Raw genomic sequence first — 25,573 nt, 5'->3', positions numbered from 1 at the left:
AGCCTGTCGAAGGGCGGTTCCTGAGCCTTTCGTCAGCCGCGGGTGAGCCGGCGGTAGCGGGCCAGGGCCATCGGCGCGAAGATCGCACTCAGAGCGGCGCAGACCAACAGCGTCGCAATCACCGGGTGCTGCAGCGGCCAGATGTCGGAGGTCTCCAGCGTCGGGTTGCTGTTGCCCAGTCGCTCACGCGCCGCGGCGGTGACCCAGCTGATCGGGTTCCACTCCGCCATCGTCTGCACGACCGTCGGCATGCCCTCGGTCGGCACGAACGTGTTGGCGATGAAGGTCAGCGGGAACAGCACGATGAACCCCACGCCCATCACGGCCTCCGGCTCGGTCACCACGCATCCCAGCAGGACGCCGAGCCAGGTCATGCTGAAGCTGAACAGCAGCATGAGGCCGATGGCCAGGGCGACGTTGGCCGGCGACTCGTGCGGTCGCCAGCCGACGACCAGCCCCGTGCAGATCAGGATCGTGAGCGTGAGGCAGCTGATCAGCATGTCGGTCGTGACCCGGCCCACGAGGAGTGCCGAGCGGGAGGTGGGCAGTGCCAGCAGCCGGTCGATGAAGCCGGACTTCCGGTCGGCGGCCAGACCGAGTGCGGTGCCGAAGCAGCTGAAGGCCAGCGTCTGCACGAAGATCCCGGGCATCAGGAAGTCGCGGTAGCCGCCCTCGACCGGGATCGCTCCGCCGAACACGTAGACGAACAGGACCGTGAACATGATCGGCTGGACCGTCGCGTCGAGCAGTCGCTCGGGGTTGCGGCGGATGTGGATGAAGTTGCGCAGGGTCAGAGCCCAGGAATCGCGGAAGAGCCCCGGGAGACCGCTCGACGCCGTCGCCGGCGTGGGGGCGGTGGTGGAGGCCGCGAGGACCTCGGAGTCGATGGTCATGCGGACACTTCCTCGGAGTCGACGGTCGCGTGACCGGTGAGTTGCAGGAACACGTCGTCGAGGGTCGGCCGGTGCAGGCCCATGTCGTCGACGGGGATGTCGGCCGCGTGCACGGCATCGGCGAGCCTGGCCAGCGCGTCCACACCGGTCACGGCGGCGGTGACCTGCCTGGCCTCGGCCTCGACCAGCGCGGTGGAGCCGGAGACCTCTTCGACGAGCGCGGCCAGACGGGACACGTCGGAGCGCTCGGCGGCCGTCACCGCGATGCGCTCCCCACCGACCTGTCTCTTGAGCTCGTTTGCCGTGCCCTCGGCGATGACCGTCCCGTGGTCGATGACGGTGATCTGGTCAGCCAGCCGGTCAGCCTCTTCAAGGTATTGGGTGGTCAGCAGGATCGTGGCGCCGTCCTTGACGAGCCCGGCGAGCACGTCCCACAACTCGTTGCGGCTGCGCGGGTCGAGCCCCGTGGTCGGCTCGTCGAGCACGAGCAGCTGCGGCTCGGCGACCAGGGCGGCGGCCAGGTCGAGACGGCGGCGCATGCCACCGGAGTAGTCCTTCGCGGCCTTGTCGGCCGCGTCGGTCAGGGAGAACTGCTCCAGGAGCTGGCCGGCGCGACGCACCCGGCTGGCGGGGTCGAGGTGGTAGAGCCGGCCGACGAGCTCGAGGTTCTGGCGCCCGCTGAGGATGTTGTCGACGGTGGCTGCCTGCCCGGCGAGCCCGATTCGTCGTCGAACCTCGTGCGGCTGGCGCCTGACGTCGAAGCCGAGCACGGACGCCTCCCCGCTGTCGGCCTGGGACAGCGTGGTCAGGATGCGCACCGCCGTCGTCTTGCCCGCGCCGTTGGGACCCAGGACACCGAGCACCGTGCCCCGGGGGATGTCGAGATCGACGCCTCGCAAGGCACGGGTGTCACCGAACGATTTCGTCAGGCCGCGGGCGGTCACGGCCAGGTCTGAGGAAGTTGCTGCCATGTGCTCAGTCAATCAGGTGCCACCGACAGTCCGACCCTCCCGTGTGGGGTATCGCACCCTGCGTGGGGTGTTCCTGCGCGCGGCGATTGGGCACCATGGGTCAGGCCCGAGGTCCGGGCCACCAGGCGTGAGGAGCAGGTCGTGCAGTTCGGGCGCAGCTATGAGGAGTTCGAGGTCGGGGCGACCTACAAGCACTGGCCGGGCAAGACCGTGACCGAGTACGACGATCACCTGTTCTGTCTGCTCACCATGAACCACCACCCTCTGCACCTCGATGCCCACTACGCCGAGGAGACGACCCAGTTCGCGAAGAACGTGGTGGTGGGCAACTACGTCTACTCGATCCTGCTGGGGATGAGCGTGGCCGACGTCTCCGGCAAGGCCATCGCCAACCTCGAGGTCGAGTCGCTGCGTCACGTCGCACCGACCTTCCACGGCGACACCCTGTACGGCGAGACCACGGTGCTCTCGAAGACCGAGAGCACCACCAAGGACGACCGCGGCGTGGTCTATGTGGAGACCATCGGCTACAACCAGGACGGCAAGGTCGTGTGCATCTTCCGCCGCAAGGTCATGGTGCCCAAGGACAGCTACCTCACCGCTCGTGGCGGGGAGCAGCCCGGTCGCCCGGTCCCGCAGCCGGATCGGTTCTGGCCCGGCGCCGGCTGACCTCAGGCGGTGGGCGCGCTGTTCGCGATCCCAGCCGGTGCGAACGCCCTTGCCAGCGGCAGGATGGCGAGGATCAGGACCATCGGGACCGCGAAGCCGATCCGCAGTGAGCCGGCGCCGACCAGTCCGGTCATCACCGCTCCCAGGAGCGCGCCGGCGTAGTTGAACTGGTTGAAGCGGGCGACCACGGCATCGACACGGGCATGGCGGTCCTCGGGGTCCAGTCCGCTGCCCGCGATGCGCGCCGCGGCCGAGAAGCTCAGCGGTGCGATGACGGCGACAGCGGCACCGAGGACGCAGAAGCCGAGGACGGCCACGGGCCAGCTCGGCGAGGCCACGATCACCGCGAGGGCCGCGGAAGCCACCAGACCGCCGACCCGCAGCAGGGCCACGGGTCCGAAGCGGGCGACCAGGCGGTCACCGGCCAGGCGCATCGCGCCGCTGGCCAGCAGATAGGGGAAGGTGGCCAGGGCGACCAGGGACTTGGAGGCGTCGAAGGTGTGGTCGAGGAACACCGGGCCCCAGGTCAGGGCCGCCGTGTCGACCATGTAGAAGAGCACCAGCGCGAGTCCGACCAGCAGGATCGGTCGCCACGGAATGGCCGCCCCCCGCGGACTTGCCGGTGCGCCGGTGCGTGGCAGGAACGCGGCACCCGCGACCCCGGCGGGCAGCACGGCGATCGCTGCCGTGGCCTCCAGCGGCAGGTCGGCCGTGGCCAGGGTGATCGCGGAGCCGACCACGCCCCCCAGGGTCCAGGCACCGTAGAACGACGGCAGGATCGGCCGGGCATAGCGGTGCTCCAGCGCCACGCCCTGCATGTTGGTCGTCGCGTCGACCACGCCCAGGCCCACGCCGTACGCCGCCAGCGCGGTGACGAACACCGCCACGGCCGGCGCGGTCGCCACCAGCGGGACCGACACCGCGATCAGGACCAGCCCGGAGCGCAGCAGCGTGGCGCTCGAGTGGCGTTTGGCCAGGGTCTCGGCCACGACCGAACCCAGCCCGGCCAGGCCCACCATCATCAGCAGCAGCAGCGAGAGCAGCACGTCGGAGAGATCCCAACGCTCCTGGAAGGCCGGCAGCCGGGTGGTCAGGCTGACGAACACCAGGCCCTGGGTCGCAAAGGCGGCAGCAGCCGCGAGGCGGTTGCGGGGGAGTGCGCTCACGGGCCGATGATGACAGGTGTTCACCCGTGGGTGGCTGGTGGCACGCAACGCCGTACGCAAGACTCCCCTCATGGGCGATGACGCGGGCAGTGTGACACAGACCGAGCTCTGGGTGATCCGGCACGGCGAGACCGAGTGGAGCCGATCGGGTCAGCACACCTCGACGACCGACCTGCCGCTCACCGACCACGGGATCGAGGTGGCCACCTCGCTCGCGCCACGGTTGGCCGGCATCGACTTCGACATGGTGCTGACCAGTCCCCGTCAGCGCGCCCGGCACACCGCCGAGCTGGTCGGTTTCGCAGATGCCGCCGTCGATGAGGACCTCGTGGAGTGGGACTACGGCGAGTACGAGGGCATCACCACCCCGCAGATCCGCGAACGCGTGCCGAACTGGACGGTGTGGACCCATCCCTCGCCGGGCGGGGAGAGTGCCCAACAGGTCGCCGACCGCCTGGACCGGGTGGTCTCGAAGGTGCGTACGGCGGGGGGCCGGTGCCTGGTCTTCGGCCACGGCCACGCCTTGCGTGCGCTCGCGGCGCGCTGGATCCAGCAGCCGGTCAGCGAGGGTAGGTACTTCAAGCTCGACACCTCGACGCTGTCTGTTCTGGGCTACGACCGCGAGACGCCGGTCCTGCTGCGCTGGAACAGCTGAGCCCTTCCTTTCGTCACCGCATCCCGGGAGAATGCGCAGGTGGCCCTGCTCGCCGGCTGTCCGCGTTGTGTGTCGCCCGTGATCGAGCGGGAGACCGGCTGGGCGTGCCCCGACCACGGGCTGGTCGCCCCCCTGTGGCGTCCGGACGAGGCGACGTACGCCGATTTCGGCGAGATCCTCAAGCGCGCCGGTGACTTCCCGACCTTCCTGCCGTGGCCGATGAGCCCGGGCTGGGCCGTCACGGACTTCGGGATCGTCACGGACGGAGACCGCGTGCGAGCCTCGATGACCTGTACGTCGGGGACCAGCGAGCTCGACGGGCCGGTGGACGTCCTGGTCGTCACCGAGGAGGCCGGCGTCGGTCTCGGTGCCCGGTGTGCTGCCACCGTGCACGCCGACCCCGGAGGGGAGGTCGGCGACGGGCCGCCCCCGGTTCGCATCAGGATCGGCTCACTCTCGGTCCCGATGTGGCTGGTGTCCACCAGTGCCGCCGACGACCGATTCGATCGGTCGGTGTTCGCGGGGGAGGCGGACGGGCGCTGGCTGTGGATCGTGCTGCGCCCGGCGTCGGCGATGCTGCTGCTGCGTGACGAGTGGATCCTGCGCGATGCCTCCAGCATCGGCCCCGAGATGCTCGAGCTGACCTTCGGAGGCAGCCCACCGGCGTGGTAAGCCCTAGGCTGCGGTGGTGCGCATCGACCTCCACACCCACTCCGACCGATCCGACGGAACGATGTCGCCCGCCGAGCTGGTCGAGCACGCCGCAGAGGTCGGGATCGACGTTCTGGCGATCACCGATCACGACTGCTTCGCCGGCTGGGAGGAGGCTGCGCGCGCCGCCACCCGGGTCGGGGTGATGCTGGTTCGCGGCATCGAGATCAGCTGCCGCTTCGCCGGCGAGAGCACCCACCTGCTGGGCTACCTCCCGGACGCCACCTATCCGCCACTGCTCGAGGAACTGGACCGGGTGCTCGATGGCCGCAACTCTCGCCTGCCGGCGCTGCTGGCCAGGCTGCGTGAGCTGGGCATCGACATCGACATCCACGACGTACGGCGCGTGGCCGGCGAGGCGGCAGCCATGGGGCGGCCCCACGTCGCCGACGCGCTGGTCGACCTGGGGGTGGTGGTCAATCGCGACGAGGCCTTCGCACGGTTCCTGGGGCCGGGCAGGCCGGCCTACGTGGACCGCTACGCCGCCGACCTCACCGAGATGATCGGCCTCATCGCCGCAGCCGGCGGAGTCTCGGTGGTGGCCCACCCCTGGGCTGGTCGACACGACTCCTCAGCGCTGGACGCGGAGGCCTTCGCCGGCCTACGGGCAGCGGGCCTGGCCGGCCTCGAGGTCGACCACCAAGACCACTCCGCGGCCACGAGGGCCGCCCTGCGCCGGCTCGCCGACGACCTCGACCTGGTGGCCACCGGCAGCAGTGACTTCCATGGCAGCGGCAAGATCGACTTCGACCTCGGCTGCAACACCACCGACGTGGCCCAGTTCGAGCGCCTCATGGCCCTGGCCGAGGTCGCGGCGATCACCGCGGGGCGGAGCACTCCAGCCTTGGTCACGCCATGAACGCGGTGATCAACGGCGCCCTGCTGGCCGAGGTGTTCGTCACCCTCTTCGTGATCATGGACCCCCCGGGCACCATCCCGGTGTTCCTGTCCCTGACCTCCGGCCGGTCACCGGCCACGATCCGCCGGGCGGCGTGGCAGGCGGTGCTGGTCTCGTTCTTCGTGATCACCGTGTTCGCCTTCTTCGGTCGGGCGATCCTGCAATACCTGCACATCTCCCTCCCGGCGCTCCAGGCCTCCGGTGGCCTGCTGCTCCTGTTGATCGCGCTGGAGCTGCTCACCGGCAACGAGAAGGAACAGACCTCCTCCAACGACGTCAACGTCGCTCTCGTGCCCCTGGGCACGCCGCTCCTGGCCGGCCCTGGAGCCATCGTCGCGACGATGCTCTTCTCCAAGCGCGTCGACTCGGTCGCGGAGTTCCTGGCGGTCGGGCTGGGCATCGTCGGGGTGCACCTGTGTATCTGGCTGGCCATGCGCTTCTCGGTGCGCATCCTCAAGCTGATTCGTCAGAGTGGGGTGCTCCTGGTCACCCGGATCGCGGGGTTGCTGCTGTCGGCCATCGCGGTCCAGATGATCGCGGACGCGGTGCGCGCGTTCGTCGCCGGCGAGGGGTGAGTCCTCGTGCGGGTCAGCGCCGGCCGATGCGCTGGGCCCGCTGCGCCAACCCGGTCGGCACCAGGCGGCTGACGCGCACGATGGTGCGGTAGCGCCGCGTGGGGATCGAGATCACCTTGCCCTCGTCGTAGTCCTGCAACGCCTCGCGCACCAGGCGCTCGGGTTCCAGCCACAGGAACCCGGTGCCGCGCTTGACCTGCATCCGCTCGTGGAACTCGGTCTTCACGAAACCCGGGCAGACGGCCGTCACGGTGATGCCCTTCGGTGCGTACTCGTTGGCCGCCCAGCGGCTGAAGCTGTTGACCCAGGCCTTGGCCGCGCTGTAGCTGCCGCGGGGCAGGAACGCCGCCACGCTGGAGACGTTGATCACCCCACCGCTGCCGCGCACCACCATCTGCTTCAGGGCCGCGTGACTCAGGCGCAGGACGGCGGTCACCAGGATGTCGAGCATCTGCTGCTCGTCCTCCACGTCGTTGACCAGGAAGCGGTGCTTGAGGCCGAACCCCGCGTTGTTGACCAGCAGGTCGACGGGTCGCGACGGGTCACTGAGTCGTTGCTCGACCAGCGCCAGCTGCGCCCGGTCGGTGAGGTCGGCGCTCAGCACCTCCACGTGCACGGCGTACTCCTCGGTGAGCGCGGCGGCGACCTGGTTGAGGCGCTCGGTGGTCCGTGCGACCAGGACCAGGTCGCGACCCTCGGCGGCGAGCTGACGGGCGAACTCGTGGCCGATTCCGGCGGTGGCGCCGGTGATCAGGGCCGTGCCCTGACGTGCTGGCTGTGACGACATGCCGCCCAGCCAACAGGTCAGGGCACGATCGGGGCAAGTGGTCAGGCATGATGGGACACGATGACGACGACACTCGCGATCGCCAACCAGAAGGGTGGCGTGGCCAAGACCACCACGGTCGCCTCGCTGGGCGCTGCCCTAGCGGAGCTGGACTACAAGGTGCTGCTGGTCGATCTCGATCCCCAGGCCTGCCTGACCTTCTCCCTGGGCGTCGATCCGGAGGACCTCGAGATCTCCGTGCACCACGTGCTGACCAAGGGGGTGGACCCGGCGGAGGTCATCCTGGCCACTGAGGACGGTGTCGACCTCCTGCCCGCCACTATCGAGCTGGCGCGTGCCGAGGCGGACCTGCTGACCCGGACCGGTCGCGAACACGTGATCAAGTCCCTGGTCGAGCAGCTCGACGAGGACGGCCACGGTTACGACTGGATCCTGCTGGACTGCCCGCCGTCACTCGGTGTGCTCACCGTCGCGGCCCTGACCGCTGCCCAGGGCGTGCTCATCCCCCTGCAGTGCGAGACGCTGTCACACCGGGGAGTGGGACAGCTGCTCGACACCGTCCACGACGTACGCCGCTTCACCAACCGCAAGCTCGAGGTCTGGGGGGTGCTCCCGACGATCTTCGACGGTCGCACCAACCATTCCCGGACCGTCCTGGAGACCATCTCCGACACCTACGACCTCGAGGTGATCGAGCCGCCGATCCCGAAGACGATCAAGTTCGCCGAGGCGCCGGCCGCAGGACGTTCGATCCTGTCGACGAGCCGGTCCTCGAAGGGTGCCAAGGCCTACCGTGAGGTGGCCGGCAACCTCATCAAGCGCTCCCAGCGGCCGAAGGCGCGGGCCGTCCGGAAGAAGGCCTGAGCGTGGGCCAGCACCGACGTGAGCCTGTCCGGCCCCGCTACGGACGGGTGGGTGCCGCCGTCGCGTCGCTCGCGGTCACCCTGATCGCCCTGCTCGGCGGGATCGGCATGCTGCCGTCCTCGGCAGGTAATGCCGGGGACCAGCCGACGATGGCGCTGGACAGCGCCGGTGGAGCCCCCCAGCAGTCGGCCGGAGGCGCCGGCGAGGACACCTCGGCAGCCTCCGCTGCCTCGACCACGGGCGGGGCTGCTCAGACCTCGGGCTCCACCGACTCCGCCGATCCGGGGCCGAGTGACGTCACGGGTGCCTCCACGTCGTCGAGCGACCCGGCCTCGCACCCGTTGCCGTCGGATTCGGGCAGCGGGCGCCGCGTGGTCTTCAGCGAAGCCGAGCAGCGGGTCTGGCTGGTGGACGCCGACGACACTGTCGAGCGCACCTACCTGGTGTCCGGCAGCCTCACCGACAACCTCGACCCCGGCACCTACTCGGTCTACTCCCGCTCCGAGAAGGCCTGGGGCATCGACGACTCGGGCACGATGGAGTGGTTCGTGCGCTTCACCACCGGCGACACCGGCGCGGCGATCGGCTTCCACGACATCCCCGTCGACAACGGAGCGCCGGTGCAGAGCAAGGCGCTGCTGGGCACCCCGCAGTCCCACGGCTGCATCCGTCAGCGCGAGTCCGACGCGAAGGCGTTGTGGGACTTCGCACCCCTCGAGACCACGGTGGTCGTCACCACCTGAGGCCGCGAGCGGCGCGGCGGCCTGTCAGCTGGCGTCAGCGGCCGGGCGACGACGTCGGTTGCGGTTCCGGTTGCGACTGCGCGGTGCGGAGCCCTCGGCCGAGTCGCCGCTCACGGCGGCTGCGGCGGGCTGGGCGTTGTTCGAGCCACCCGACTGCTCGCCGACGGACTCGCCGCTGCGGGTGCGGGTGCGGCTGCGGTTGTTCGAGCTCCGCGGTGGGCGCGACGAGCGCTCGGCGTCGGACTTGCGCTCCACCGGCTTGGCCTCGACGATGCGACCCTTGGTGCCCGGCGGGATGCCTTGTTCGTGGTAGAGGTGCTCGGAGGTCGAGTAGGTCTCCGGCGGGTTCTCGAAGGGCAGGTCGAGGGTCTTGTTGATCGTCTTCCACCGGGTGACATCCGCCCAGTCAACGAAGGTGATCGCGATGCCGGACGCCCCGGCGCGGCCCGTGCGGCCGATGCGGTGGACGTAGGTCTTGTCGTCCTCGGGGCAGCTGTAGTTGATGACGTGGGTGACGCCGGCGACATCGATGCCGCGGGCAGCGACGTCGGTTGCCACCAGGATGTCGAGCTTGTCGGAGCGGAACTTGGTCAGAGCCTTCTCGCGCGCCACCTGGGCCATGTCACCGTGCAGGGGGCTGGCGTTGAAGCCGCGCTCGACCAGGTCGTCGGCCACCCGCTGCGCGGCGCGCTTGGTCTTGGTGAACACGATCATCTTGCCGGCGTCCTCGGCCTGGAGGACGCGGCCGATGATCTCGGGCTTGTCGAGGTCGTGGACCTGGTAGATGAACTGGGCGGTGGCGGGCACCGTCGAGTTCTCGTAGGACGACTCGGCGCGGATGTTCATCGGGTGGCGCATGTGGGTGCGCGCCAGAGCGACGATCGCTGCGGGCATCGTGGCCGAGAAGAGCATGGTCTGGCGGGTCTCGGGGGTCTTGGCCAGGAGTCGCTCCACGTCGGGCAGGAAGCCCAGGTCGAGCATCTCGTCGGCCTCGTCGAGCACGAGGGACTTCACGTGCGACAGGTCGAGCGCACGGCGGTTCATCAGGTCGATGAGTCGCCCCGGCGTCCCGACGACGATGTCCACGCCGCTCTGCAGGGTGTCCAGCTGCTGGTCGTAGCCGACCCCGCCGTACACCGTCAGGACGCGCACGCCGCGATCGGCGCTGGCCAGGGCCAGGTCGTTGGAGACCTGGAGGGCGAGCTCACGGGTCGGGGCCACGATCAGGGCCTGGGGCTTGCCTGGAACCATCTCGGCGTAGTCGGGATCGTGCATGGCGACGGTGCGCTGGATGACCGGGATGCCGAAGGCAAGGGTCTTGCCGGTGCCCGTGCGGGCCTGGCCGATGAGGTCGGTTCCCATCAGGGCGACCGAGAGGGTCATCTCCTGGATGGCGAAGGGAGTGGTGATGCCGGCGCGCTCAAGCGCGTCGCAAATCTCGGGGAGCACCCCGAGGTCTCGGAAGGTGGTAATGGTCCTGTCGCTTTCGTGAGTGGTCTCAGTGCGGCCTACTCGGGACAGAATCTGCCTCAGGGGCTGCCGCGCACATGCTGCGGTGGGCGCCCCGACTTGCGAAGATTGATGACTAGTGGGGCCACTCGCCTAGCGGCCGCGAATCATGGTCCGACGGCACGCATCTGTCGTCAGTCTATCGGTAGGGTCAGGCCATGGGTGAATCAACACCGAACGAGATCCACGCAGCGTTCGACGATCCGCAGTACCGTGCCGCCGTCGTCGACCTGCTCGCCGTCATCACGTACGGCGAGATCTCGGCGTTCGAACGGCTCGCCGAGGACGCCAAACTCGCGCCGACGTTGCAGGACAAGGTCGCGCTCGCGTCGATGGCGAGCGTGGAGTTCGGTCACGTCGGCCGGCTCATCGACCGACTCGAACGGCTCGGCGCGGACCCCTACGAGGCGATGGCGCCGTTCGTGCCGGCGATCGAGGAGTTCCATCGCCACACGGCCCCGGCCGACTGGCTCGAGGGCCTGATCAAGGCCTATGTCGGTGACGGACTCGCGGCGGACTTCTACCGCGAGATAGCTGCCTTCGTCGACGCCGACACCCGCGACCTCATCATCGCCTCCCTCGACGATGCCGGGCACTCGGCGTTCGTGGTGGACCGGGTGAAGAAGGCCATCCAGACCGACCACCGCGTGGGTGGCCGGCTCGCCCTGTGGGGCCGACGGCTGATGGGGGAGGCGCTCTCCCAGGCACAGCGCGTCGCGGCCGACCGCGATGCGCTCTCGGCCCTGCTCGCTGGTGGCGTGGACCGGCCCGGGATGGATCTGGCAGCTCTCGGACGGATGTTCACGCGGCTGACCGAGGCACACGCCCAGCGCATGGCCGAACTCGGCCTCGACGCCTGAACGGTGGGCCACCACCCACCATCCGACGGGCCGCGTGGCACCACCGGTCAGGTCAGGCCTTGCTGCGGCCCGTGGCACCGGCCGCGATCACCACGAGGACCGCTGCGACGGCGACCTGCCAGGCGTGACGCCACCAGTCGATGCCACGGGTGTTCTCGTCGAAGAACTGGGTGTAGAGGAACGTCCCGATGAACACGCCGCCGATGCCGCAGGCGATGGTGAGCCACAGCGGGATGCGGTCGCGGTCGCCGGGAGCGACCCACTTGCCCAGGAAACCGATGACGGTGCCCCCGATGAGGGCCCACAGGATGGCGCTGATCATGACTGAACCTTTCGGTGGTTGCTAGCCGCTGAAGCCGACGCGGCCAGCAACACCGCCGCCGATCTCGACGTAGGCGAGCTTGGCTGCCGGGACGATGACCTTGCGGCCCTTCGCGTCGGTGAGGGTGAGCACCCCGTCGCCGGAGACGGCGTCGCTCACCGCCTGCTCCACCTCGTCAGCCGAGTCGCTGGTCTCGACGACGAGCTCGCGGGGGGAGTGCTGGATGCCGATCTTGATCTCCATGGGTCTCCTTGACCTTGCGTGTTCAGGGGTGCTGAGAGGTGCTGAGGTTCAGTGTTCGTCGGTCAGGGGGTAGCCGCGGATCCCGCGCCACGCCAGCCCGGCGACCAGGGCGCCGGCATCGGCGCGGCTGATCTCGCCGCCCTCCTTCATCCAGAACCGGGCGCTGACCTGCGCCATTCCCACCAGCGAGACCGCCAACAGTCGGGAGGCCTCGTCGGGCAGTCCGGTGTCCTCGCGGATCACCTCGGCGATCATGTCGGCGCACTCGGTGGTGACCCGGTCCACGTGGTCGCGGACCGCAGGCTCGTTGGTCAGGTCGGACTCGAAGACCAGCCGGAACGCACCCGAGTCGGCGGCGACGTAGTCGTAGAAGGCCGCCGTGGCCGCCTCGACGCGCAGCTTGTTGTCGTGGGTGGAGGCCAACGCGACCCGGCAGTTGTCGATGATCGCATCGCAGGAGGAGTCCAGCAGCGCCAGGTAGAGGTCGAGCTTGCCGGGGAAGTGCTGGTAGAGGACCGGCTTGGACACCCCGGCCCGATCGGCGATGTCGTCCATCGCGGCCGAGTGGTATCCCTGGGCGACGAACACCTCCAGGGCCGACTCGAGCAGCTGCGCACGCCGGGCACGACGAGGCATCCGGCCGCCCCGGGGGCGCTGCTCGGTGTCGTCGTACTGCCCTGTGCTCACGCGATGTCCTCCAGTCGATGATGCGAGATCGCAGCCTACCGGCACACCCGCGGCGGTCCGGATCACGGACCTCACTGCAACACCTGGACCTCACCGGCGACGATGGTGGGGAACAGGGCGGGTGCTGCCGACGTTGGCCACGGTAGACCGCATCTGGAGAAGTCTGTCCCGCACTGCCAAGGAGTACGTCGTGTCCTATCCCGCGCTCGTCGAGCCGGCCGCCGAGCTGACCATCGACGAAGTACGTCGCTACAGCCGCCACCTGATCATCCCCGATGTCGGCATGACCGGTCAGAAGCGCCTCAAGAACGCCCGGGTGCTCGTCATCGGAGCCGGTGGGCTGGGCAGCCCGGCGCTGCTCTACCTGGCCGCGGCCGGGGTGGGCACCCTGGGGATCGCGGAGTTCGACGAGGTGGACGAGTCCAACCTGCAGCGCCAGATCATCCACGGCCAGTCCGACATCGGCAGGCCGAAGGCCGAGTCGGCGCGGGACTCCATCAGGGAGACGAACCCACTGGTCGATGTGATCGTGCACAACGAGCGCCTCGACAACGACAACGTCATGGAGATCTTCCAGGGCTACGACCTGATCGTCGACGGCACCGACAACTTCGCGACGCGCTACATGGTCAACGACGCGGCGTACTTCTTGAAGATCCCCTACGTCTGGGGCTCGATCTACCGCTTCGACGGCCAGGCCTCCGTGTTCGCCCCCAGCATGAGCCCGGACGCGCCCTGCTACCGCTGCCTCTACCCCGAGCCGCCGCCGCCCGGCATGGTGCCGTCCTGCGCCGAGGGCGGCGTCCTCGGTGTGCTCTGCGCGAGCATCGGCTCGATCCAGGTCAACGAGGCCATCAAGCTGCTCACCGGCATCGGCGACCCGCTGATCGGTCGGCTGATGATCTACGACGCCCTGGAGATGGAGTACCGCAAGCTCAAGGTCCGCAAGGACCCCAACTGCGCGCTCTGCGGCGACAACCCGAGTGTCACCACGCTGATCGACTACGAGGCGTTCTGCGGGGCCATCTCCGAGGAGGCCGCCGACGCCGCGGCAGGCTCGACGATCTCTGTCGTCACCTTGGAGCACATGCTGAAGGAGCGCTCCGAAGGCACCCGGGACTTCGTGCTGGTGGACGTGCGCGAACCCAATGAGTACGAGATCAACAAGATCCCCGGCTCGGTGCTGATCCCGAAGGGCGAGTTCCTCAACGGCAGTGCGCTGGAGAAGCTCCCGGCTGACAAGCAGGTCGTCATGCACTGCAAGTCCGGGGTGCGATCCGCGGAGACGCTGGCCATCGTCAAGGGTGCCGGCTACGCCGACGCCGTCCACGTCGGTGGCGGCGTGGTGGCCTGGGTCAACCAGATCGACCCCTCCCAGCCGACCTACTGACCTGCGCTGACCTGCTGGCCCGTCCTGGGGCGCGAGCGCCTATCGTGTGCGGATGCGCGTTCTCGTCTCAGGCGGAGCCGGCTACATCGGCTCCCACACCGTCGTACAACTCATCGCTGCCGGCCACGAGGTGGTCGTGGTGGACAACTTCGGCAACGCCAAGCCGGCGGTCATGGGGCGCCTGGACACGCTGACCGGGACGCACATCCCGATGCATGCCTTCGACGTCACCGACAAGGACAAGACCGAGCACCTGTTCGCCACTGAGCGGATCGACGCGGTCATCCACTTCGCCGGTCTGAAGGCGGTCGGGGAGAGCGTGCAGATCCCGCTCGACTACTACCAGAACAACCTGGAGTCGACGTTCTCTCTGCTCAGGGCGATGCGCCGCCACGGCTGTCACACGTTGGTCTTCTCCTCCTCGGCCACGGTCTACGGCGACCAGGCTCCGGTGCCCTACCAGGAGGACTACGAGCCCCTTGGCGCCGCAAGCCCCTATGGCCGCACCAAGGTGATGATCGAGCACGTGCTGCGCGACGTCGCCCACATCGAGACCGACTGGCGGATCGGGGTGCTGCGCTACTTCAACCCGGTGGGTGCGCACGTCTCGGGCACCATCGGTGAGGACCCGCAGGGGATCCCCAACAACCTGATGCCCTTCATCGCGCAGGTGGCGGTGGGGCGTCGCGAGAAGCTCCAGATCTTCGGTGACGACTACCCGACCCCGGACGGCACGTGTCAACGCGACTACATCCACGTCGAGGACCTTGCGGCCGGGCACGTGGCCGCCCTGAACCGGATCGTCAACTCCGACGACCCGATCCGCACCTGGAACCTCGGCACCGGCACCGGCACATCGGTGCTGGAGGTCGTCAAGGCCTTTGAGCGGGCCAGCGGCCAGCCGATCCCCTACGACGTGGTGGGTCGGCGCGCCGGCGACCTCCCGGCCTTCTGGGCCGATGCCACCCGGGCCAACGAGGAGCTGGGCTGGCATGCCACCCACACCATCGACGACATGTGCGCCGACACGTGGCGCTGGCAGAGCCAGAACCCCCAGGGGTACGACGACTCCGTCGAGGAGTAGCCGCCTCCCATGGACCACGAGGACTACGTCGAGGCCGTCCTGGCGTACGTCGAGCGGATCCCACGTGGGCGGGTGTCCACCTACGGCGCGATCGCGGAGGCGGTGGGTCGCAGGTTCGGCGGCGGAGGACCGCGACAGGTCGGGTCCATCATGGCCGCGTACGGCGGCCCCGTGCCGTGGTGGCGGGTGGTGCGGGCCGATGGGTCGTTGCCGCCCTCGCACCAGGGAGAGGCCCGGCAGGCCTATCTCGAGGAGGGCACCCCGTTGCGTCCCGGCGGCAACGTGAACCTTCCGGCCGCGCTGTGGAGCCCGGAGGACCCCTGATCAGTCGTCCGCGGCCGCGGCGTGTTGTCCCGCCGTGGCGACCGGGGCCGGTTCGACGGACTCGCCCTCGATCGAGATGTGCGGCAACACGCGGTCCAGCCACCGCGGCAGCCACCACGCGGCCTCCCCGAACAGGGTCAGGACCGCAGGCGCCAGCGTCACCACCAGGATGCCGGCCAGGAGCACCGCGACCGAGAGGCCGACGCCGAACTGCTTGATGGTGGGGTCGCCGTTGAGGATGAAGCTGGCGAACACCGACGCCATGATCAGCGCGGCGGCCGTCGTGATCCGGGCGCTCGTGCCGAGCCCGGAGGCCACGGCCTGGCGGGCCGGCTCCCCACCGTGGTGGTGCTGCTGGACGTGGCTGACCAGGAACACCTCGTAGTCCATCGACAGTCCGAACAGGCCGGCGAACATCATCAGGGGCACGTAGCTCGCGATGGGCACCGCCGCCCCGGAGGTGTCCAGGCCCACCAGGGACACGCCCCAGCCCCATTGGAAGCAGGCCGTGAGGACGCCGAACGCCGCCGCCGCCGACAGCAGGTTGGTGATCGCTGCCTGCAACGGCACGAGCAGCGATCGGAACGCGATCATCAGCAGCAGGAAGCCCAGCACGATCACCGTGCCGATCACCAGCAGCAGCCGCGCGGAGATCAGCGCGGCGAGATCCACGTAGGATGCCGTGTAGCCGCCGACGTACGACGTGATCGCGCCCCCGTCCTCGGCCGCGGAACCCACCCCGGGCAGCACGTCGTCTCGCACGACACCGACCAGCGTGGCGGTGTCGTCGGAGGCCGGCGCCGTCGTTGGCACGGCCGAGAGCAGGACGACGTCGCCCTTCTTGTTGATCTGCGGGGGTGTCAGGGACACCACCCCGGAGGTACCGGACAAGGCCTTCTGCAGCGCGACGACGCGGGTGTCGGTCCCGCGCTGGTCCCCACCGGCCTGGGTCACCTGGTCGGTGAGTTCCTGCTGCAGCTGCTCGGCCTGCTTCTGCTCCTGCTGAGCCTGCTTCTGCTCGGCCTTGAGCTGGTCGGCCTGCTGCTGGAGGGCTGCCCCCTGTCGCTGGAGGCTCGCTCCCTGCTTCTTCAGCTGGTCGGCCTGCCGGCTCAAGGACTGGCCCTGCTGCTCGAGGCTGCGCTTCTGCTGTTCGAGCTGGTCGGCCTGACGTTGCAGTGCGTCTGCCTGGGACTGGAGCTTGGCGCCCTGGGCGGCCAGTCGGTCGGCCTGCTTCGCGAGCTTGCGCGCCTGCTGGGCCAACCGCTCGGCCTCGCGCTTCAGCGGCGCCAGTTCCTGGCGTACGGCGCGGGCGTCGGCACGGACCTCGGCGAGGCGGGCCTGCAGCCTGGCCTTGCGCACCGGGTCGGTCTCCCGGGCGATCCGGCGCTCCAGGATCCGTTCGCGGACCAGGTCGCGGGCCAGCTGTCGGGCCAGGGGACGGATCTGGGCGGCCAGTGCCTCAGCCTGCCGGCGCAGCCGGTCACGTTGTGCCTCGAGCCGGGACTTCTCCTGGGTGAGCTGCGCCTGCTGGCGCTCCAGTTGCGCCTTCTGGGTCTGCAGCTGAGCCGCCCTGGACTCCAGGGAGGCCTGTTGGGCCAGCAGTGTCGCCTCGTCACGTTCGAGAGCGGCCTGCTGGTTCTCCAAGGATGCCTGCTGGGCCTCGAGCTGGCCCTGCTTCTTCTCCAGCTGCGCCTGTTGCTTCGGCAGCTGCTTCTGCTTCTTCTCCAGGTCGGCTTGCAGGGACTGGGCCTTGTTGTACTTCTGGGTGAACTCAGCACTCGGCGCAGCCGGTGGGTCGAGCTTGGAGGCGACCTGCAGGGGACCGTTGTAGCCGACCCCGAACCCCGCGGTGATGAGGTCGTAGGCCTTGCGCTGGGTGGTCTTGGGGTTGCTGGCCCCGACATCCTCCTGGCCGAGCTCGAGGGAGAACACGGGGATGATGAGCGGCACCAGCAGGGCGAGTGACGCCAGGGTCACGCCCAGGGGATGCCGGGCCACGAACCCCGCCCACCGTCGCCAGAGGCCACCGGTGGGCTTGGGGTCCGAGCGCAGGATCCCGGGGAGGCGGAGCCGGTTGACGCCGTTTCCCAACAGTCCCAGCAACGCGGGGAGCAGCGAGATGGCGGCCAGGACCGCTGTCACCACCGCGATCGCCGAGGCGTAGCCGAGAGCGCTGACCAGCGGGATGCCGGCCACCCCCAGGGACAGCAGGGCGATCACGACCGTGCACCCGGCGAAGACGATGGCGCTGCCGGAGGTGGCCACCGCCATCGCGATCGACTCGTGCACGGAGAGTCCGTCGCGCAACTGGTCCTGGTGCCGGGTGATGAGGAAGAGGGCGTAGTCGATGCCGACCCCGAGCCCGATCATCGTGGCCAAGGTCGCCCCGGTCGAGGGCATGGCGACCACGTGCCCGCTCAGCCCGACCAGGGCCAGCCCGATCCCCAGGCCCACCACGGCGGTGATGATCGGCAGGCCCATGGCGACGAGGCTGCCCAGCACCAGCGAGAGGATGATCATCGCCGCGATGATGCCGACGACCTCACTGATCTCGGTGGGCTCGTCGGAGAGGGTCGTGCCCAGGGAACCGGCCGCTGCGACCGTGATCCCGGCCTTGCGGGCCGGGTCGGCGGCGTCGAAGATCCTCGTGGCGATCGCCTCGTCGAGGTCGCCGGAGGAGATGTCGAGCAGGACCGGGGCGAAGGCGTACTTCTTGTCCTTCGACAACAGGCCGGCTGTCTGACCGCCGCTGCTCAGCGGATTGGTCACGCTGTACACGTGTGGCGACTTCCGGATCGCCTTGACCGCGTCGCTGAGCGCCTGCTTGTTCGCACTGTCCGTCAAGGCGCCCGAGGGCACATGGAAGACGATCGGGTTCACGCCGTTCTGCTGTGGTGGGAACCGGTCGGTGAGGAGGTCCTTGACCTCCTGGCTGCCGGTCCCGGGCAGGCCGAGGTCGTTGTTCGTCTCGGCACCGATGGCCTTGACCGTGCTGCCGACCAGAACGGCGAGCAGCACCCAGACGCCGATCATCACCAGGGGTTGCCTGGCGCAGAAGCTCCCGAGCGTGTGTAGAAGTCGTCCCACGCTGAATCTCCCCCGTCGCCAACAGGTTAGGCGGATCCTAGTGGCCCCTCGGGCCGCTGTGGGGAGAGTGGTCTAGTCCGATATGTCGGACTTGTCCTGTTTAGCCGAGCGCTGCGATGGCGGCGTCATAGTTCGGCTCGGTGCCGATCTCCGGCACCAGCTCGGTGTAGGTGACCGTGCCGTCGGCGTCCACCACGACCACGGCGCGGGCGAACAGCCCATCGAACTTGCCATCGAGCAGCAGCACTCCGTAGTCGTGACCGAAGCTCGATCGGTAGGCAGACGCCGTGGTGACGTTCTCGATGCCTTCGGCGCCACAGAAACGGGCCAGGGCGAACGGGAGGTCGAGCGACACACACACGACCGTGGTGTTCTCCAGCCCGGCGGCCAGCTCGTTGAACTTGCGCACGCTGGCCGAGCAGACGCCGGTGTCCACGCTCGGGAAGATGTTGAGCACGGTGCGATGTCCCGAGCCGAGCGTGACGCTGCTGAAGTCCGCGGCGACGAGCTCGAACGCGGGGGCGGGGGTGCCGACGGCGGGAAGTTCGCCGACGAGGTGGGCGGGGGTGCCGCCGAGTGCAGTGATAGCCATGCCTGCTATCTAACAGGCGCTTGCCAGCCAGGCCTCGCCCGGGTCCGCTCTGCGAGCGCCGAGAGCGCCAGCGGGAAGATCCCCGCCGGGGGGTTGACCAGTCCCGCGCCGACCTGGCCGACCCCTGCCAACCGGCCGGCCATCCCGGTGTTGATCTGCGGGAGGATGCCCGTGCGGCAGACCAGGGTGACGTCGATCCCGCTGGGCACGCCCTGGAAGTCGAGCACCGGCACCGACCAGCGTGGGTTCTCGCCCAGCGTGATCTCGTGCATCCTCCGGGTGGTGGCCAGGGCGTCAGGCACAGTGCCTCCCACGAACCGCACGATCGCCGGCGCCGTGGCCATCGCGAAGCCGCCGATGCCTGCGGTCTCGGTGATCGCGGAGTCCCCGATGTCGGGGTTCGCATCATCGGGTCCGTAGTCGCCCAGGAAGAGCCCGTCGGCGATCTGGGCCGGCCCGGTGAACCACTCCTCGCCCGTCCCGGAGACCTGGATCCCGAAGTCAGTGCCGTTGCGGGCCATGGCCACGACCATCGTGGAACCCTCGATGCCCCGGGCAGCGTCGAGTGCGAGCTTGCAGGCCGGCATCGCCAGGTTGAGGAAGAAGTGGTCGTTGCCGCCGATGAAGCCGAGCGCCTCGGCGACGTCTCGCGGGTCGAAGCCGCTGGTGACCATGGCCGGGGCCAGGTCGCGCAGCAGCATGAGCGTGCCGGCCCGGTTGCGGTTGTGGGCCTCGTCGCCCATCTGCAGCATCTGGGTGAGGATCCCGGTGACGTCCACCGGACCGTGGTGCCGCACGGCCTCGGCGAGCAAAGGGCCGAGCACCGCCGACATCCACCGCAACCGGCGCAGCACCTCGCCCCCGTAGGCGCCGTAACGCAGCACCTTGCCCAGCCCTTCGTTCAGCGAGCAGTAGGTGCGCTCCCCGGTCTGCGGATCCTCGAGCACGAACATCCACATGGAGGCACTCACCACGCCGGCCATCGGTCCCACAGCGCGGTGGTGGTGGCAGGGCTCCATCGCGAGATCACCGGCTGCGAACAGTCCGGCCGCATCCTCCGGGTCCTCCACGAGGCCCTCGAGGGCCGCCGCACCCATCAGTGCACCGCGGAGCGGGCCGGAGGCCCGTTCCCACGCGATCGGCGGACCGGCATGCAGGAACCGGTCCGCCGTCAGACCGAGCACCTCCGAGGCCGGTCTGACATCGACGAGCAGGGCCTGAACACCCAGCATCGCGGCCAAGGCCCGCTCGTTGGCCGCACGACGCAACGGATCCGCGGCCACCGTCGCGAGATCACCCGCGGTGCCCTCCATCGGTGGGCGCCAGTCGACCATGGTGACCGGCACGGCCTGGTCCTCCACGGCGCTCGCGAGCAACTCCGCGCCGACGTTGACGATCCTGGTCGGCGTACTCATGGCCGTGTCCTCGTCGAGCCTGGTGTCGAGTGCAGGATCTCAAGCGCCCGCCTCGTGGCAGCGGCGTTGGACAGGTGCACCTCGGCGCCCGCTGCGACAAGAGCCGCGACCTGGTCCTCGCGCCCCTGCGGGTCGAGGTCGGTTCCGACGACGGTGATCACCACTGGTTGGCTCACGGCGTGCAACGCAGCCGCGAGTGCGGTGGCCGGATCCGCCTCGGCGCCGTGCCCCAGGACCACGTCCATCAGGATCACGCCCGTCAGCGGGTCGGAGGCCACCCGGGCCAGGTGTTCGAGCCGCAGGGTCGAGTCGATCATCGGGTGCGCTCGGCCAGCGGTCAGGGCGTCGTCGCCGAAGTCGATCATCAGGTGGTCGTCGGCGCGCAGGTCGTTGCCCAGCGCCAGCTCGGCGGCCAGAGGGATGTTCGAGCGGATCGGCCCCAGGGAGGCCGAGGCGATCAACATCGCCTCATCACACAGGGTGCCGCCGACGAACAGGCCCCGGAGCAGGGGACCGGTCTCGACCGGTCCGACCACCGCAGGCCCGCGGCGCACCGGCCAGTCCGGGACGCTCACGCCCAGGCGGTCGAGCACTGCCTCGGTGGCGGCGGTCAGGTCTGGCAGTCCAGCGCCCAGGATCGCGAACTCGACCGGGGTTGCCAGGTCCTCGGCCCATGCCCGCACGTCGGCCGCCACCGACGCAGCAGGCGGCTTGGAGACCACCAGGATGAGCTCCACGCCCGGGTCGGCATCCAGTCTGGCCAGTGCAGTGCGCGTGGACCGTCCAGCCACCGCTGCGGACAGGTCGCGCCCGCCGACGCCGTACGCCGTGCTCACCCCGACGCCGGCGTGATCCAGCAGGCACAGCACCTGCTGGCAGCCGGTGCCCGAGGCCGCCACGATCCCGACACGGCCCGGGGACACGGCATTCGCGAACCCGAGGCCCACCCCGCCGACCACTGCGGTGCCACAGTCGGGGCCCATCACGAGCAGCCCCCGTTCGGCGGCCACCTGCTTCAGGGTCACCTCCTGCTCGAGCGGCACGTTGTCGCTGAAGATCATCACGTCGCGACCCGCGTCCAGGGCATCCATGGCCTCGAGTGCGGCGTACTCACCCGGCACGCTGACGAGCACGAGGGCATCATCGCCCCCCACCGAGGCCAGCGCGGAAGCAGTGGTGCGCGGTGGCGCCAGGTCGTGGCCGCCGTCCGGGCGTCCGCCCGGGGCGGCAAGGAGGCGGTCGATGCCGGACAGCGCCGAGGCGAGAGCCTCCTGGTCCTGTGCCCGTACGGCGAGCACCAGATCGTTGGTGGTCGCGCTGGCGGGGATGTCGAACCCCATCTGGGCCAACACGTCGAGGTTGAGCGCAGTGCCCATTGCCACCTGGGCGGCCAGGACGCCGGGCAGCCGCTGGACGTCGCGGCTGACCTGCAAGAGCGTGACGGAGTCGGCGTACGCCCCCGGCCTGAGCTCCACGTGTCGTGTCACGCGGCGTGGCGCCGATCGGAGACGAGGTGGGCACGGGCCAACCGGGCACCTCGCAGCAGGGCTGCTCCCGACGTGGCTCCGATCCGGGACAGGTCCCGGGCGCGGGCGCTCTCGTGGGACGACCCGATCGCCGTGACGTAGGCCGCGAACTGCGGCACCACCTCGCCGAGCACGGCACACTCGAGCAGGGTTGCCGACAGGACGGTGGTGCGGTGCCGCGATGCGAGCACCGCGGCGTCCAGGTGGGGGGTGACCACGCCCGCCGCGCGATGCCACGCCAGCCAGCCGCACAGTACGTCGTCCGCCTCAGGGGTCAGTCCCGGGCCCGCGCCGATGGTCTCGACAAGCTCGACCACCGAGAGCTGCTCGACCACCGAGGACTGCTCGACCACCGAGGACTGCTCGACCACCGAGGACTGCTCGACCAGCGAGGGGACCCGCACGTCGAGGAGACGCCCGATCCTCAGCGCGACGCCGTCGAGGTGCAGGACACCGTCGTAGACGTGGGCCGCATCTCCGCGGAGACCCGCGAGATCGGGGGTCGCCAGACGCATCGCGCAGGGCACTGCGACGGCGGTCGCGCTCACCACTCCGACGCAGTGCTCCCCGACCTCGACGTAGATAGCGTGGGCGCCTCGGTGCAGCACGCGCACGGGACCCTCCACGCCGAGGCGCAACTGTTCGTGGACCCTCGGCGGGGCCGCGACGGCGAGGGCGGGACGGCTCACGCTTCCCGACGCTAGCCGCCGGGGTTACGGTTTGCCGATGTGAGGTTGTGCCAACGATCGATGAGTTGAGGTGCAAGTCTTGATAGCCGACCATGACGCGAGCGCGGAACTGGCCCGGATCGACGCCCTGCACATCGCCCTGACCCATCTGGTCCTCGAGGGCGGCGACCTGGCCCACATCGCCGCCGAGGTGGCCCGGGTGCTGGGGGACGGGGTGCTCTTCACCTCCACCGACGGGCGCGAGCAGGCGGCCGCGCTCAGTCCGGCCCTGCGCACCCTGTTGGACGGCTCCGGCCTCCTCGATCCGACCGGTCGGATCCGCGTGGAGCGGATCGGAGCGCAGGGGCTCGAGCTGGGTGCCGGTGAGGCCCGCATGCTGCGGGTGGTCGCGGGAGGGACCGACCTCGCGCGGTTGGTCCATCTGCGTGCTGAAGGCCCGGTCACCGATGCCGACGTCCACGCGCTCGAGCGGGCGGCGGCAGTCGCGGCACTGCTGATCACCCGTGAGCAGGCCGTGGGTGCGGTCGAGAGCAAATACCAGGGCGACTTCCTGCGCGACATCTTCCTCGGCCGGGCCGGTGACGAGTCGTACGTCGCCGAGCATGCTGCCGCCTTCGGATGGAACCTGGAGCGTCCGGTCGTGGTCGTGGCCGCCGAGATCGACCCGCCCGCCGCCGACGAGCCGGCTGTCTCCAGCGTCCAGAGGCGGATGTGGCAGGCTCGGTTCTCGGCCGCCTGGGGCCAGGTCAGCCACGATGTCGACCGCTCCATCCCGACCGCCGACTTCTCCTCCGAGGTGGTCGCGCTGCTCCCGGTCGTCGAGGGCGACGACGAGCCCGTGGCCGGCCATGGCGTCGTACGCCGGGCGGTCACCGCGGTGGCCGGTGACCGTGGCGGTGGGCGGCGGCCGTTCTCCGTGGGGGTCAGCCGGATGGCCTCCACCCTGGCGGACCTGCCGGAGGCCTACGCCCAGGCCCGGCGTGCCGTCGACGTCGGGCGCCGGATCCACGGCCCCGGCTCGACCACGTTCTTCGACGACCTCGGCATCCACCGGTTGATCGCCCTCATCCGCGACGAGGCCGAGCTGCGCCGCTACGTGCGCGACGTCCTCGGCCCTCTGGCCGGGGACGGGACCGAGGCGGTCGACCTTCGCGAGACCCTGCAGGTGCTGCTGGACACCAACTTCAACGTCGCCGAGGCGGCGCGGCTGCAGTTCTTCCACTACAACACGATGCGCTACCGGGTCAGCAAGCTGGAACGCCTGATCGGGCCACTGAGCTCGGACCCGCACCTGCGCCTCGATGCGGCTGTCGCGCTGCGGGTGCTCGAGATCGCGGGCTGAACAGACAATGCTTGCCAGCGCCCGCGGCGTTCCTTCGGCATCTGTCGCCGTCGAGGGTGTGTCATGAGCGGCACTACCTTGTGGGTTCTCGGGGCCGGTCGGATGAGGGAAAGGGTGCGTCCATGTCGATGTTCCAGTGGAAGCTAGTCGATCCGAAACCCGGGGAGGCGGTCGCGCCCGACGAGCGGCTGGGCTGGGGCAAGACCGCGGGGCTCGGCGCCCAGCACGTCATCGCGATGTTCGGGGCGACCTTCGTGTTCCCGATCATCATGGGGCTCAACGCCAACCTCGCGATCATGATGAGCGGCATCGCCACGATCTGCTTCCTGCTGATCGTGAAGAACAAGGTGCCGAGCTATCTCGGCACCTCCGCCTCGTTCGTGGGTGGCGCGGCGGCCATCTACTCCCAAGACGGTGGCCCGGCCGACGTCACGGGGGCCATCCTCGTGGCCGGTGTGGTGCTGGCCCTGGTCGGTCTGGTGATCCACTTCTTCGGATCCCGCGTCGTCAACGCGGTGCTCCCACCGGCGGTCACCGGGGCGGTCGTCATGCTGATCGGCTTCAACCTCGCCCCGGTCGCCACCCAGACCTACATGCCGGCCGATCCGTGGATCGCGATCCTGACGATGACCGCTGTGATCCTGATGGCGGTCGGGCTGCGCGGCTTCCTCGGCCGGATCGCCATCTTCCTGGGACTGATCTTCGGCTACGTCGTCTCCGTGGTGGCAGATCAGCTCTTCGGCAAGACCTCGATGCCCATCCCGAGCAGCGCTGAGCCCGGCCCGCACTGGCGCGTGGACTGGACCGCGGTCAAGGACGCTGACTTCTTCGGGTTCCCCAAGCAGACCGTCGATGGATTGGTCGGCAACCAGGCACAGCTGGGCAACCTCGATGCCGTCGGCTGGCACTGGCCGAGCTTCAGCATCACGTTCGCCCTGCTCGTCCTGCCTGCCGTGATCGCCCTGGTCGCCGAGAACGTCGGCCACGTCAAGGCCGTCGCGGAGATGACCGGGGCCGACCTCGATCCGGTGATGGGCCGGGCGATCGCCGCCGACGGTGTGGGCACCGTGATCGCCACCGCCGTGGGTGGCTCGCCCACCACGACGTACGCCGAGAACATCGGCGTCATGGCCGCGACCCGGGTGTACTCCACCGCGGCCTACTACGTCGCGGCCGTGGTGGCCATCCTGCTCGGGCTGGTGCCGAAGTTCGGGGCGATCGTCAACCAGACCCCGCCGGCCGTGCTCGGTGGGATCACCCTGGTGCTCTACGGGATGATCGGGCTGCTGGGTGCCAAGATCTGGAAGGAGAACGACGTCAACTTCGCCAATCCGGTCAACCTGGTCCCCCTGGCGGCCGGCATTATCCTCGCCATCGGCGACGCCCGACTCGTCATCACCGACGACTTCGAGCTGACGGGCATTGCCCTGGGCACCCTGGTGACTGTTCTGGGCTACCACCTCGCGCGCTTCGTGGCGCCCAGGGACGCCGACGGCTCCGTGCTGGCGGTGGGTCATCCCGGGGCGCACGTCGAGGACCACGCCGAGCCTCATCGTCGCGAGGTGTGACCA

Annotated in this window: 26 protein-coding genes; 13 read left to right on the top strand and 13 right to left on the bottom strand. The window is 69.6% G+C overall.

Going from position 1 to position 25,573, the window contains the following annotated elements; translation table 11 throughout:
* Positions 1-32 precede the first annotated feature (32 nt).
* Entirely contained in the window at positions 33-893 is an 861-nt protein-coding gene (locus tag AB7I40_RS11095; RefSeq protein ID WP_428346045.1) for an ABC transporter permease, read from the bottom strand.
* Positions 890-1,864, bottom strand: a complete 975-nt coding sequence (locus AB7I40_RS11090; protein WP_428346046.1) for an ATP-binding cassette domain-containing protein — start codon at positions 1,862-1,864, stop codon at positions 890-892. The genes AB7I40_RS11095 and AB7I40_RS11090 overlap by 4 nt, the downstream gene beginning before the upstream one ends.
* A gap of 141 nt (positions 1,865-2,005) precedes the next feature.
* On the opposite strand from AB7I40_RS11090, the gene AB7I40_RS11085 reads away from it, so the two are divergent.
* Complete coding sequence (locus AB7I40_RS11085; protein WP_428346047.1) at positions 2,006-2,533, top strand: MaoC family dehydratase; 528 nt, start codon at positions 2,006-2,008, stop codon at positions 2,531-2,533.
* Between the two features lie 2 nt (positions 2,534-2,535).
* On the opposite strand, the gene AB7I40_RS11080 is transcribed toward AB7I40_RS11085, so the two are convergent.
* Positions 2,536-3,699, bottom strand: a complete 1,164-nt coding sequence (locus AB7I40_RS11080; protein ID WP_428346048.1) for an MFS transporter — start codon at positions 3,697-3,699, stop codon at positions 2,536-2,538.
* Positions 3,700-3,715: 16 nt separating this feature from the next.
* On the opposite strand from AB7I40_RS11080, the gene AB7I40_RS11075 reads away from it, so the two are divergent.
* From AB7I40_RS11075 to AB7I40_RS11060, 4 genes are read left to right on the top strand one after another with little or no spacing between them, the layout of a single operon-like run.
* Positions 3,716-4,354, top strand: a complete 639-nt coding sequence (locus tag AB7I40_RS11075) for a histidine phosphatase family protein (protein WP_428346049.1) — start codon at positions 3,716-3,718, stop codon at positions 4,352-4,354.
* 39 nt (positions 4,355-4,393) lie between these two features.
* Positions 4,394-5,026 (top strand): DUF6758 family protein, encoded by a 633-nt coding sequence (locus tag AB7I40_RS11070; protein WP_428346050.1) that lies wholly within the window; start codon positions 4,394-4,396, stop codon positions 5,024-5,026.
* A 16-nt stretch (positions 5,027-5,042) separates the two neighbouring features.
* Positions 5,043-5,924, top strand: coding sequence for a PHP domain-containing protein (locus AB7I40_RS11065; protein WP_428346051.1), 882 nt, complete (start codon positions 5,043-5,045; stop codon positions 5,922-5,924).
* The gene (locus AB7I40_RS11060; protein ID WP_428346052.1) at positions 5,921-6,538 is read left to right on the top strand and encodes a MarC family protein; all 618 of its coding nucleotides are present in this window, start codon (positions 5,921-5,923) and stop codon (positions 6,536-6,538) included. The genes AB7I40_RS11065 and AB7I40_RS11060 overlap by 4 nt, the downstream gene beginning before the upstream one ends.
* A gap of 13 nt (positions 6,539-6,551) precedes the next feature.
* Here the strand turns inward: AB7I40_RS11060 and AB7I40_RS11055 are convergent, their stop codons facing one another.
* Positions 6,552-7,325 carry an SDR family NAD(P)-dependent oxidoreductase gene (locus AB7I40_RS11055; RefSeq protein WP_428346053.1) on the bottom strand — a complete coding sequence of 258 codons (774 nt, stop codon included), beginning with the start codon at positions 7,323-7,325 and terminating at the stop codon, positions 6,552-6,554.
* A gap of 60 nt (positions 7,326-7,385) precedes the next feature.
* On the opposite strand from AB7I40_RS11055, the gene AB7I40_RS11050 reads away from it, so the two are divergent.
* Both AB7I40_RS11050 and AB7I40_RS11045 read left to right on the top strand, forming a co-directional pair.
* On the top strand, positions 7,386-8,189 hold the full coding sequence (locus AB7I40_RS11050; protein ID WP_428346054.1) for a ParA family protein: 804 nt from the start codon (positions 7,386-7,388) through the stop codon (positions 8,187-8,189).
* Between the two features lie 2 nt (positions 8,190-8,191).
* Positions 8,192-8,932 carry a L,D-transpeptidase gene (locus AB7I40_RS11045; RefSeq protein WP_428346055.1) on the top strand — a complete coding sequence of 247 codons (741 nt, stop codon included), beginning with the start codon at positions 8,192-8,194 and terminating at the stop codon, positions 8,930-8,932.
* A gap of 24 nt (positions 8,933-8,956) precedes the next feature.
* On the opposite strand, the gene AB7I40_RS11040 is transcribed toward AB7I40_RS11045, so the two are convergent.
* The gene (locus tag AB7I40_RS11040) at positions 8,957-10,381 is read right to left on the bottom strand and encodes a DEAD/DEAH box helicase (RefSeq protein ID WP_428346056.1); all 1,425 of its coding nucleotides are present in this window, start codon (positions 10,379-10,381) and stop codon (positions 8,957-8,959) included.
* 218 nt (positions 10,382-10,599) lie between these two features.
* Here AB7I40_RS11040 and AB7I40_RS11035 point away from each other — a divergent pair, with 218 nt between their 5' ends.
* Positions 10,600-11,301, top strand: a complete 702-nt coding sequence (locus AB7I40_RS11035) for a ferritin-like fold-containing protein (RefSeq protein WP_428346057.1) — start codon at positions 10,600-10,602, stop codon at positions 11,299-11,301.
* A 52-nt stretch (positions 11,302-11,353) separates the two neighbouring features.
* On the opposite strand, the gene AB7I40_RS11030 is transcribed toward AB7I40_RS11035, so the two are convergent.
* The 3 genes from AB7I40_RS11030 to AB7I40_RS11020 are packed head-to-tail and all read right to left on the bottom strand — an operon-like array spanning position 11,354 to position 12,502.
* Positions 11,354-11,623, bottom strand: coding sequence for a hypothetical protein (locus AB7I40_RS11030; RefSeq protein ID WP_428346058.1), 270 nt, complete (start codon positions 11,621-11,623; stop codon positions 11,354-11,356).
* Positions 11,624-11,644: 21 nt separating this feature from the next.
* The gene (locus AB7I40_RS11025; RefSeq protein WP_428346059.1) at positions 11,645-11,866 is read right to left on the bottom strand and encodes a DUF3107 domain-containing protein; all 222 of its coding nucleotides are present in this window, start codon (positions 11,864-11,866) and stop codon (positions 11,645-11,647) included.
* Between the two features lie 48 nt (positions 11,867-11,914).
* Positions 11,915-12,502, bottom strand: coding sequence for a TetR/AcrR family transcriptional regulator (locus AB7I40_RS11020; RefSeq protein WP_428346071.1), 588 nt, complete (start codon positions 12,500-12,502; stop codon positions 11,915-11,917).
* A gap of 241 nt (positions 12,503-12,743) precedes the next feature.
* On the opposite strand from AB7I40_RS11020, the gene moeZ reads away from it, so the two are divergent.
* From moeZ to AB7I40_RS11005, 3 genes are read left to right on the top strand one after another with little or no spacing between them, the layout of a single operon-like run.
* Positions 12,744-13,943, top strand: a complete 1,200-nt coding sequence (moeZ, locus tag AB7I40_RS11015) for an adenylyltransferase/sulfurtransferase MoeZ (RefSeq protein ID WP_428346060.1) — start codon at positions 12,744-12,746, stop codon at positions 13,941-13,943.
* 52 nt (positions 13,944-13,995) lie between these two features.
* On the top strand, positions 13,996-15,027 hold the full coding sequence (galE, locus tag AB7I40_RS11010; RefSeq protein ID WP_428346061.1) for a UDP-glucose 4-epimerase GalE: 1,032 nt from the start codon (positions 13,996-13,998) through the stop codon (positions 15,025-15,027).
* A 9-nt stretch (positions 15,028-15,036) separates the two neighbouring features.
* Complete coding sequence (locus AB7I40_RS11005; protein WP_428346062.1) at positions 15,037-15,351, top strand: MGMT family protein; 315 nt, start codon at positions 15,037-15,039, stop codon at positions 15,349-15,351.
* On the opposite strand, the gene AB7I40_RS11000 is transcribed toward AB7I40_RS11005, so the two are convergent.
* From AB7I40_RS11000 to AB7I40_RS10980, 5 genes are all read right to left on the bottom strand, one after another.
* On the bottom strand, positions 15,352-18,438 hold the full coding sequence (locus tag AB7I40_RS11000) for an MMPL family transporter (protein WP_428346063.1): 3,087 nt from the start codon (positions 18,436-18,438) through the stop codon (positions 15,352-15,354). It abuts the gene before it with no gap.
* A gap of 100 nt (positions 18,439-18,538) precedes the next feature.
* Positions 18,539-19,030 carry a thiol peroxidase gene (tpx, locus tag AB7I40_RS10995; protein ID WP_428346064.1) on the bottom strand — a complete coding sequence of 164 codons (492 nt, stop codon included), beginning with the start codon at positions 19,028-19,030 and terminating at the stop codon, positions 18,539-18,541.
* A 5-nt stretch (positions 19,031-19,035) separates the two neighbouring features.
* On the bottom strand, positions 19,036-20,445 hold the full coding sequence (locus AB7I40_RS10990) for a DUF1116 domain-containing protein (RefSeq protein WP_428346065.1): 1,410 nt from the start codon (positions 20,443-20,445) through the stop codon (positions 19,036-19,038).
* A complete protein-coding gene (locus AB7I40_RS10985) occupies positions 20,442-21,932 on the bottom strand; it encodes an FdrA family protein (protein WP_428346066.1) in 1,491 nt (496 codons plus the stop codon). The genes AB7I40_RS10990 and AB7I40_RS10985 overlap by 4 nt, the downstream gene beginning before the upstream one ends.
* Positions 21,929-22,660: a DUF2877 domain-containing protein gene (locus AB7I40_RS10980; protein WP_428347957.1), complete on the bottom strand. Its 732-nt coding sequence runs from the start codon at positions 22,658-22,660 to the stop codon at positions 21,929-21,931. The genes AB7I40_RS10985 and AB7I40_RS10980 overlap by 4 nt, the downstream gene beginning before the upstream one ends.
* A 70-nt stretch (positions 22,661-22,730) precedes the next feature.
* Between AB7I40_RS10980 and AB7I40_RS10975 the strand changes: the two genes are divergently transcribed.
* Together AB7I40_RS10975 and AB7I40_RS10970 are read left to right on the top strand one after the other, a co-directional pair.
* Positions 22,731-24,002 carry a PucR family transcriptional regulator gene (locus AB7I40_RS10975; protein WP_428346243.1) on the top strand — a complete coding sequence of 424 codons (1,272 nt, stop codon included), beginning with the start codon at positions 22,731-22,733 and terminating at the stop codon, positions 24,000-24,002.
* A gap of 128 nt (positions 24,003-24,130) precedes the next feature.
* Positions 24,131-25,570 (top strand): uracil-xanthine permease family protein, encoded by a 1,440-nt coding sequence (locus AB7I40_RS10970; RefSeq protein WP_428346250.1) that lies wholly within the window; start codon positions 24,131-24,133, stop codon positions 25,568-25,570.
* The last annotated feature ends 3 nt before the right edge of the window (positions 25,571-25,573 follow it).

Source organism: Nocardioides sp. (genome assembly GCF_050246775.1).
Taxonomy (GTDB): Bacteria; Actinomycetota; Actinomycetes; order Propionibacteriales; family Nocardioidaceae; genus Nocardioides.
Note: the sequence above shows the minus strand (reverse complement) of the source record. Positions and strands in the feature narration are given on the sequence as shown.

What these genes read in the sequence shown, in the direction of transcription:
- AB7I40_RS10990 (WP_428346065.1), bottom strand. Translation starts at nt 20,445, where the DNA reads ATGAGTACGCCGACCAGGATCGTCAACGTCGGCGCGGAGTTGCTCGCG.
- AB7I40_RS10970 (WP_428346250.1), top strand. Translation starts at nt 24,131, where the DNA reads ATGTTCCAGTGGAAGCTAGTCGATCCGAAACCCGGGGAGGCGGTCGCG.
- tpx (WP_428346064.1), bottom strand. Translation starts at nt 19,030, where the DNA reads ATGGCTATCACTGCACTCGGCGGCACCCCCGCCCACCTCGTCGGCGAA.
- AB7I40_RS11060 (WP_428346052.1), top strand. Translation starts at nt 5,921, where the DNA reads ATGAACGCGGTGATCAACGGCGCCCTGCTGGCCGAGGTGTTCGTCACC.
- galE (WP_428346061.1), top strand. Translation starts at nt 13,996, where the DNA reads ATGCGCGTTCTCGTCTCAGGCGGAGCCGGCTACATCGGCTCCCACACC.
- AB7I40_RS11005 (WP_428346062.1), top strand. Translation starts at nt 15,037, where the DNA reads ATGGACCACGAGGACTACGTCGAGGCCGTCCTGGCGTACGTCGAGCGG.
- AB7I40_RS11095 (WP_428346045.1), bottom strand. Translation starts at nt 893, where the DNA reads ATGACCATCGACTCCGAGGTCCTCGCGGCCTCCACCACCGCCCCCACG.
- AB7I40_RS11020 (WP_428346071.1), bottom strand. Translation starts at nt 12,502, where the DNA reads ATGCCTCGTCGTGCCCGGCGTGCGCAGCTGCTCGAGTCGGCCCTGGAG.
- AB7I40_RS11050 (WP_428346054.1), top strand. Translation starts at nt 7,386, where the DNA reads ATGACGACGACACTCGCGATCGCCAACCAGAAGGGTGGCGTGGCCAAG.
- AB7I40_RS11025 (WP_428346059.1), bottom strand. Translation starts at nt 11,866, where the DNA reads ATGGAGATCAAGATCGGCATCCAGCACTCCCCCCGCGAGCTCGTCGTC.
- AB7I40_RS11035 (WP_428346057.1), top strand. Translation starts at nt 10,600, where the DNA reads ATGGGTGAATCAACACCGAACGAGATCCACGCAGCGTTCGACGATCCG.
- AB7I40_RS11030 (WP_428346058.1), bottom strand. Translation starts at nt 11,623, where the DNA reads ATGATCAGCGCCATCCTGTGGGCCCTCATCGGGGGCACCGTCATCGGT.
- AB7I40_RS11055 (WP_428346053.1), bottom strand. Translation starts at nt 7,325, where the DNA reads ATGTCGTCACAGCCAGCACGTCAGGGCACGGCCCTGATCACCGGCGCC.
- AB7I40_RS11090 (WP_428346046.1), bottom strand. Translation starts at nt 1,864, where the DNA reads ATGGCAGCAACTTCCTCAGACCTGGCCGTGACCGCCCGCGGCCTGACG.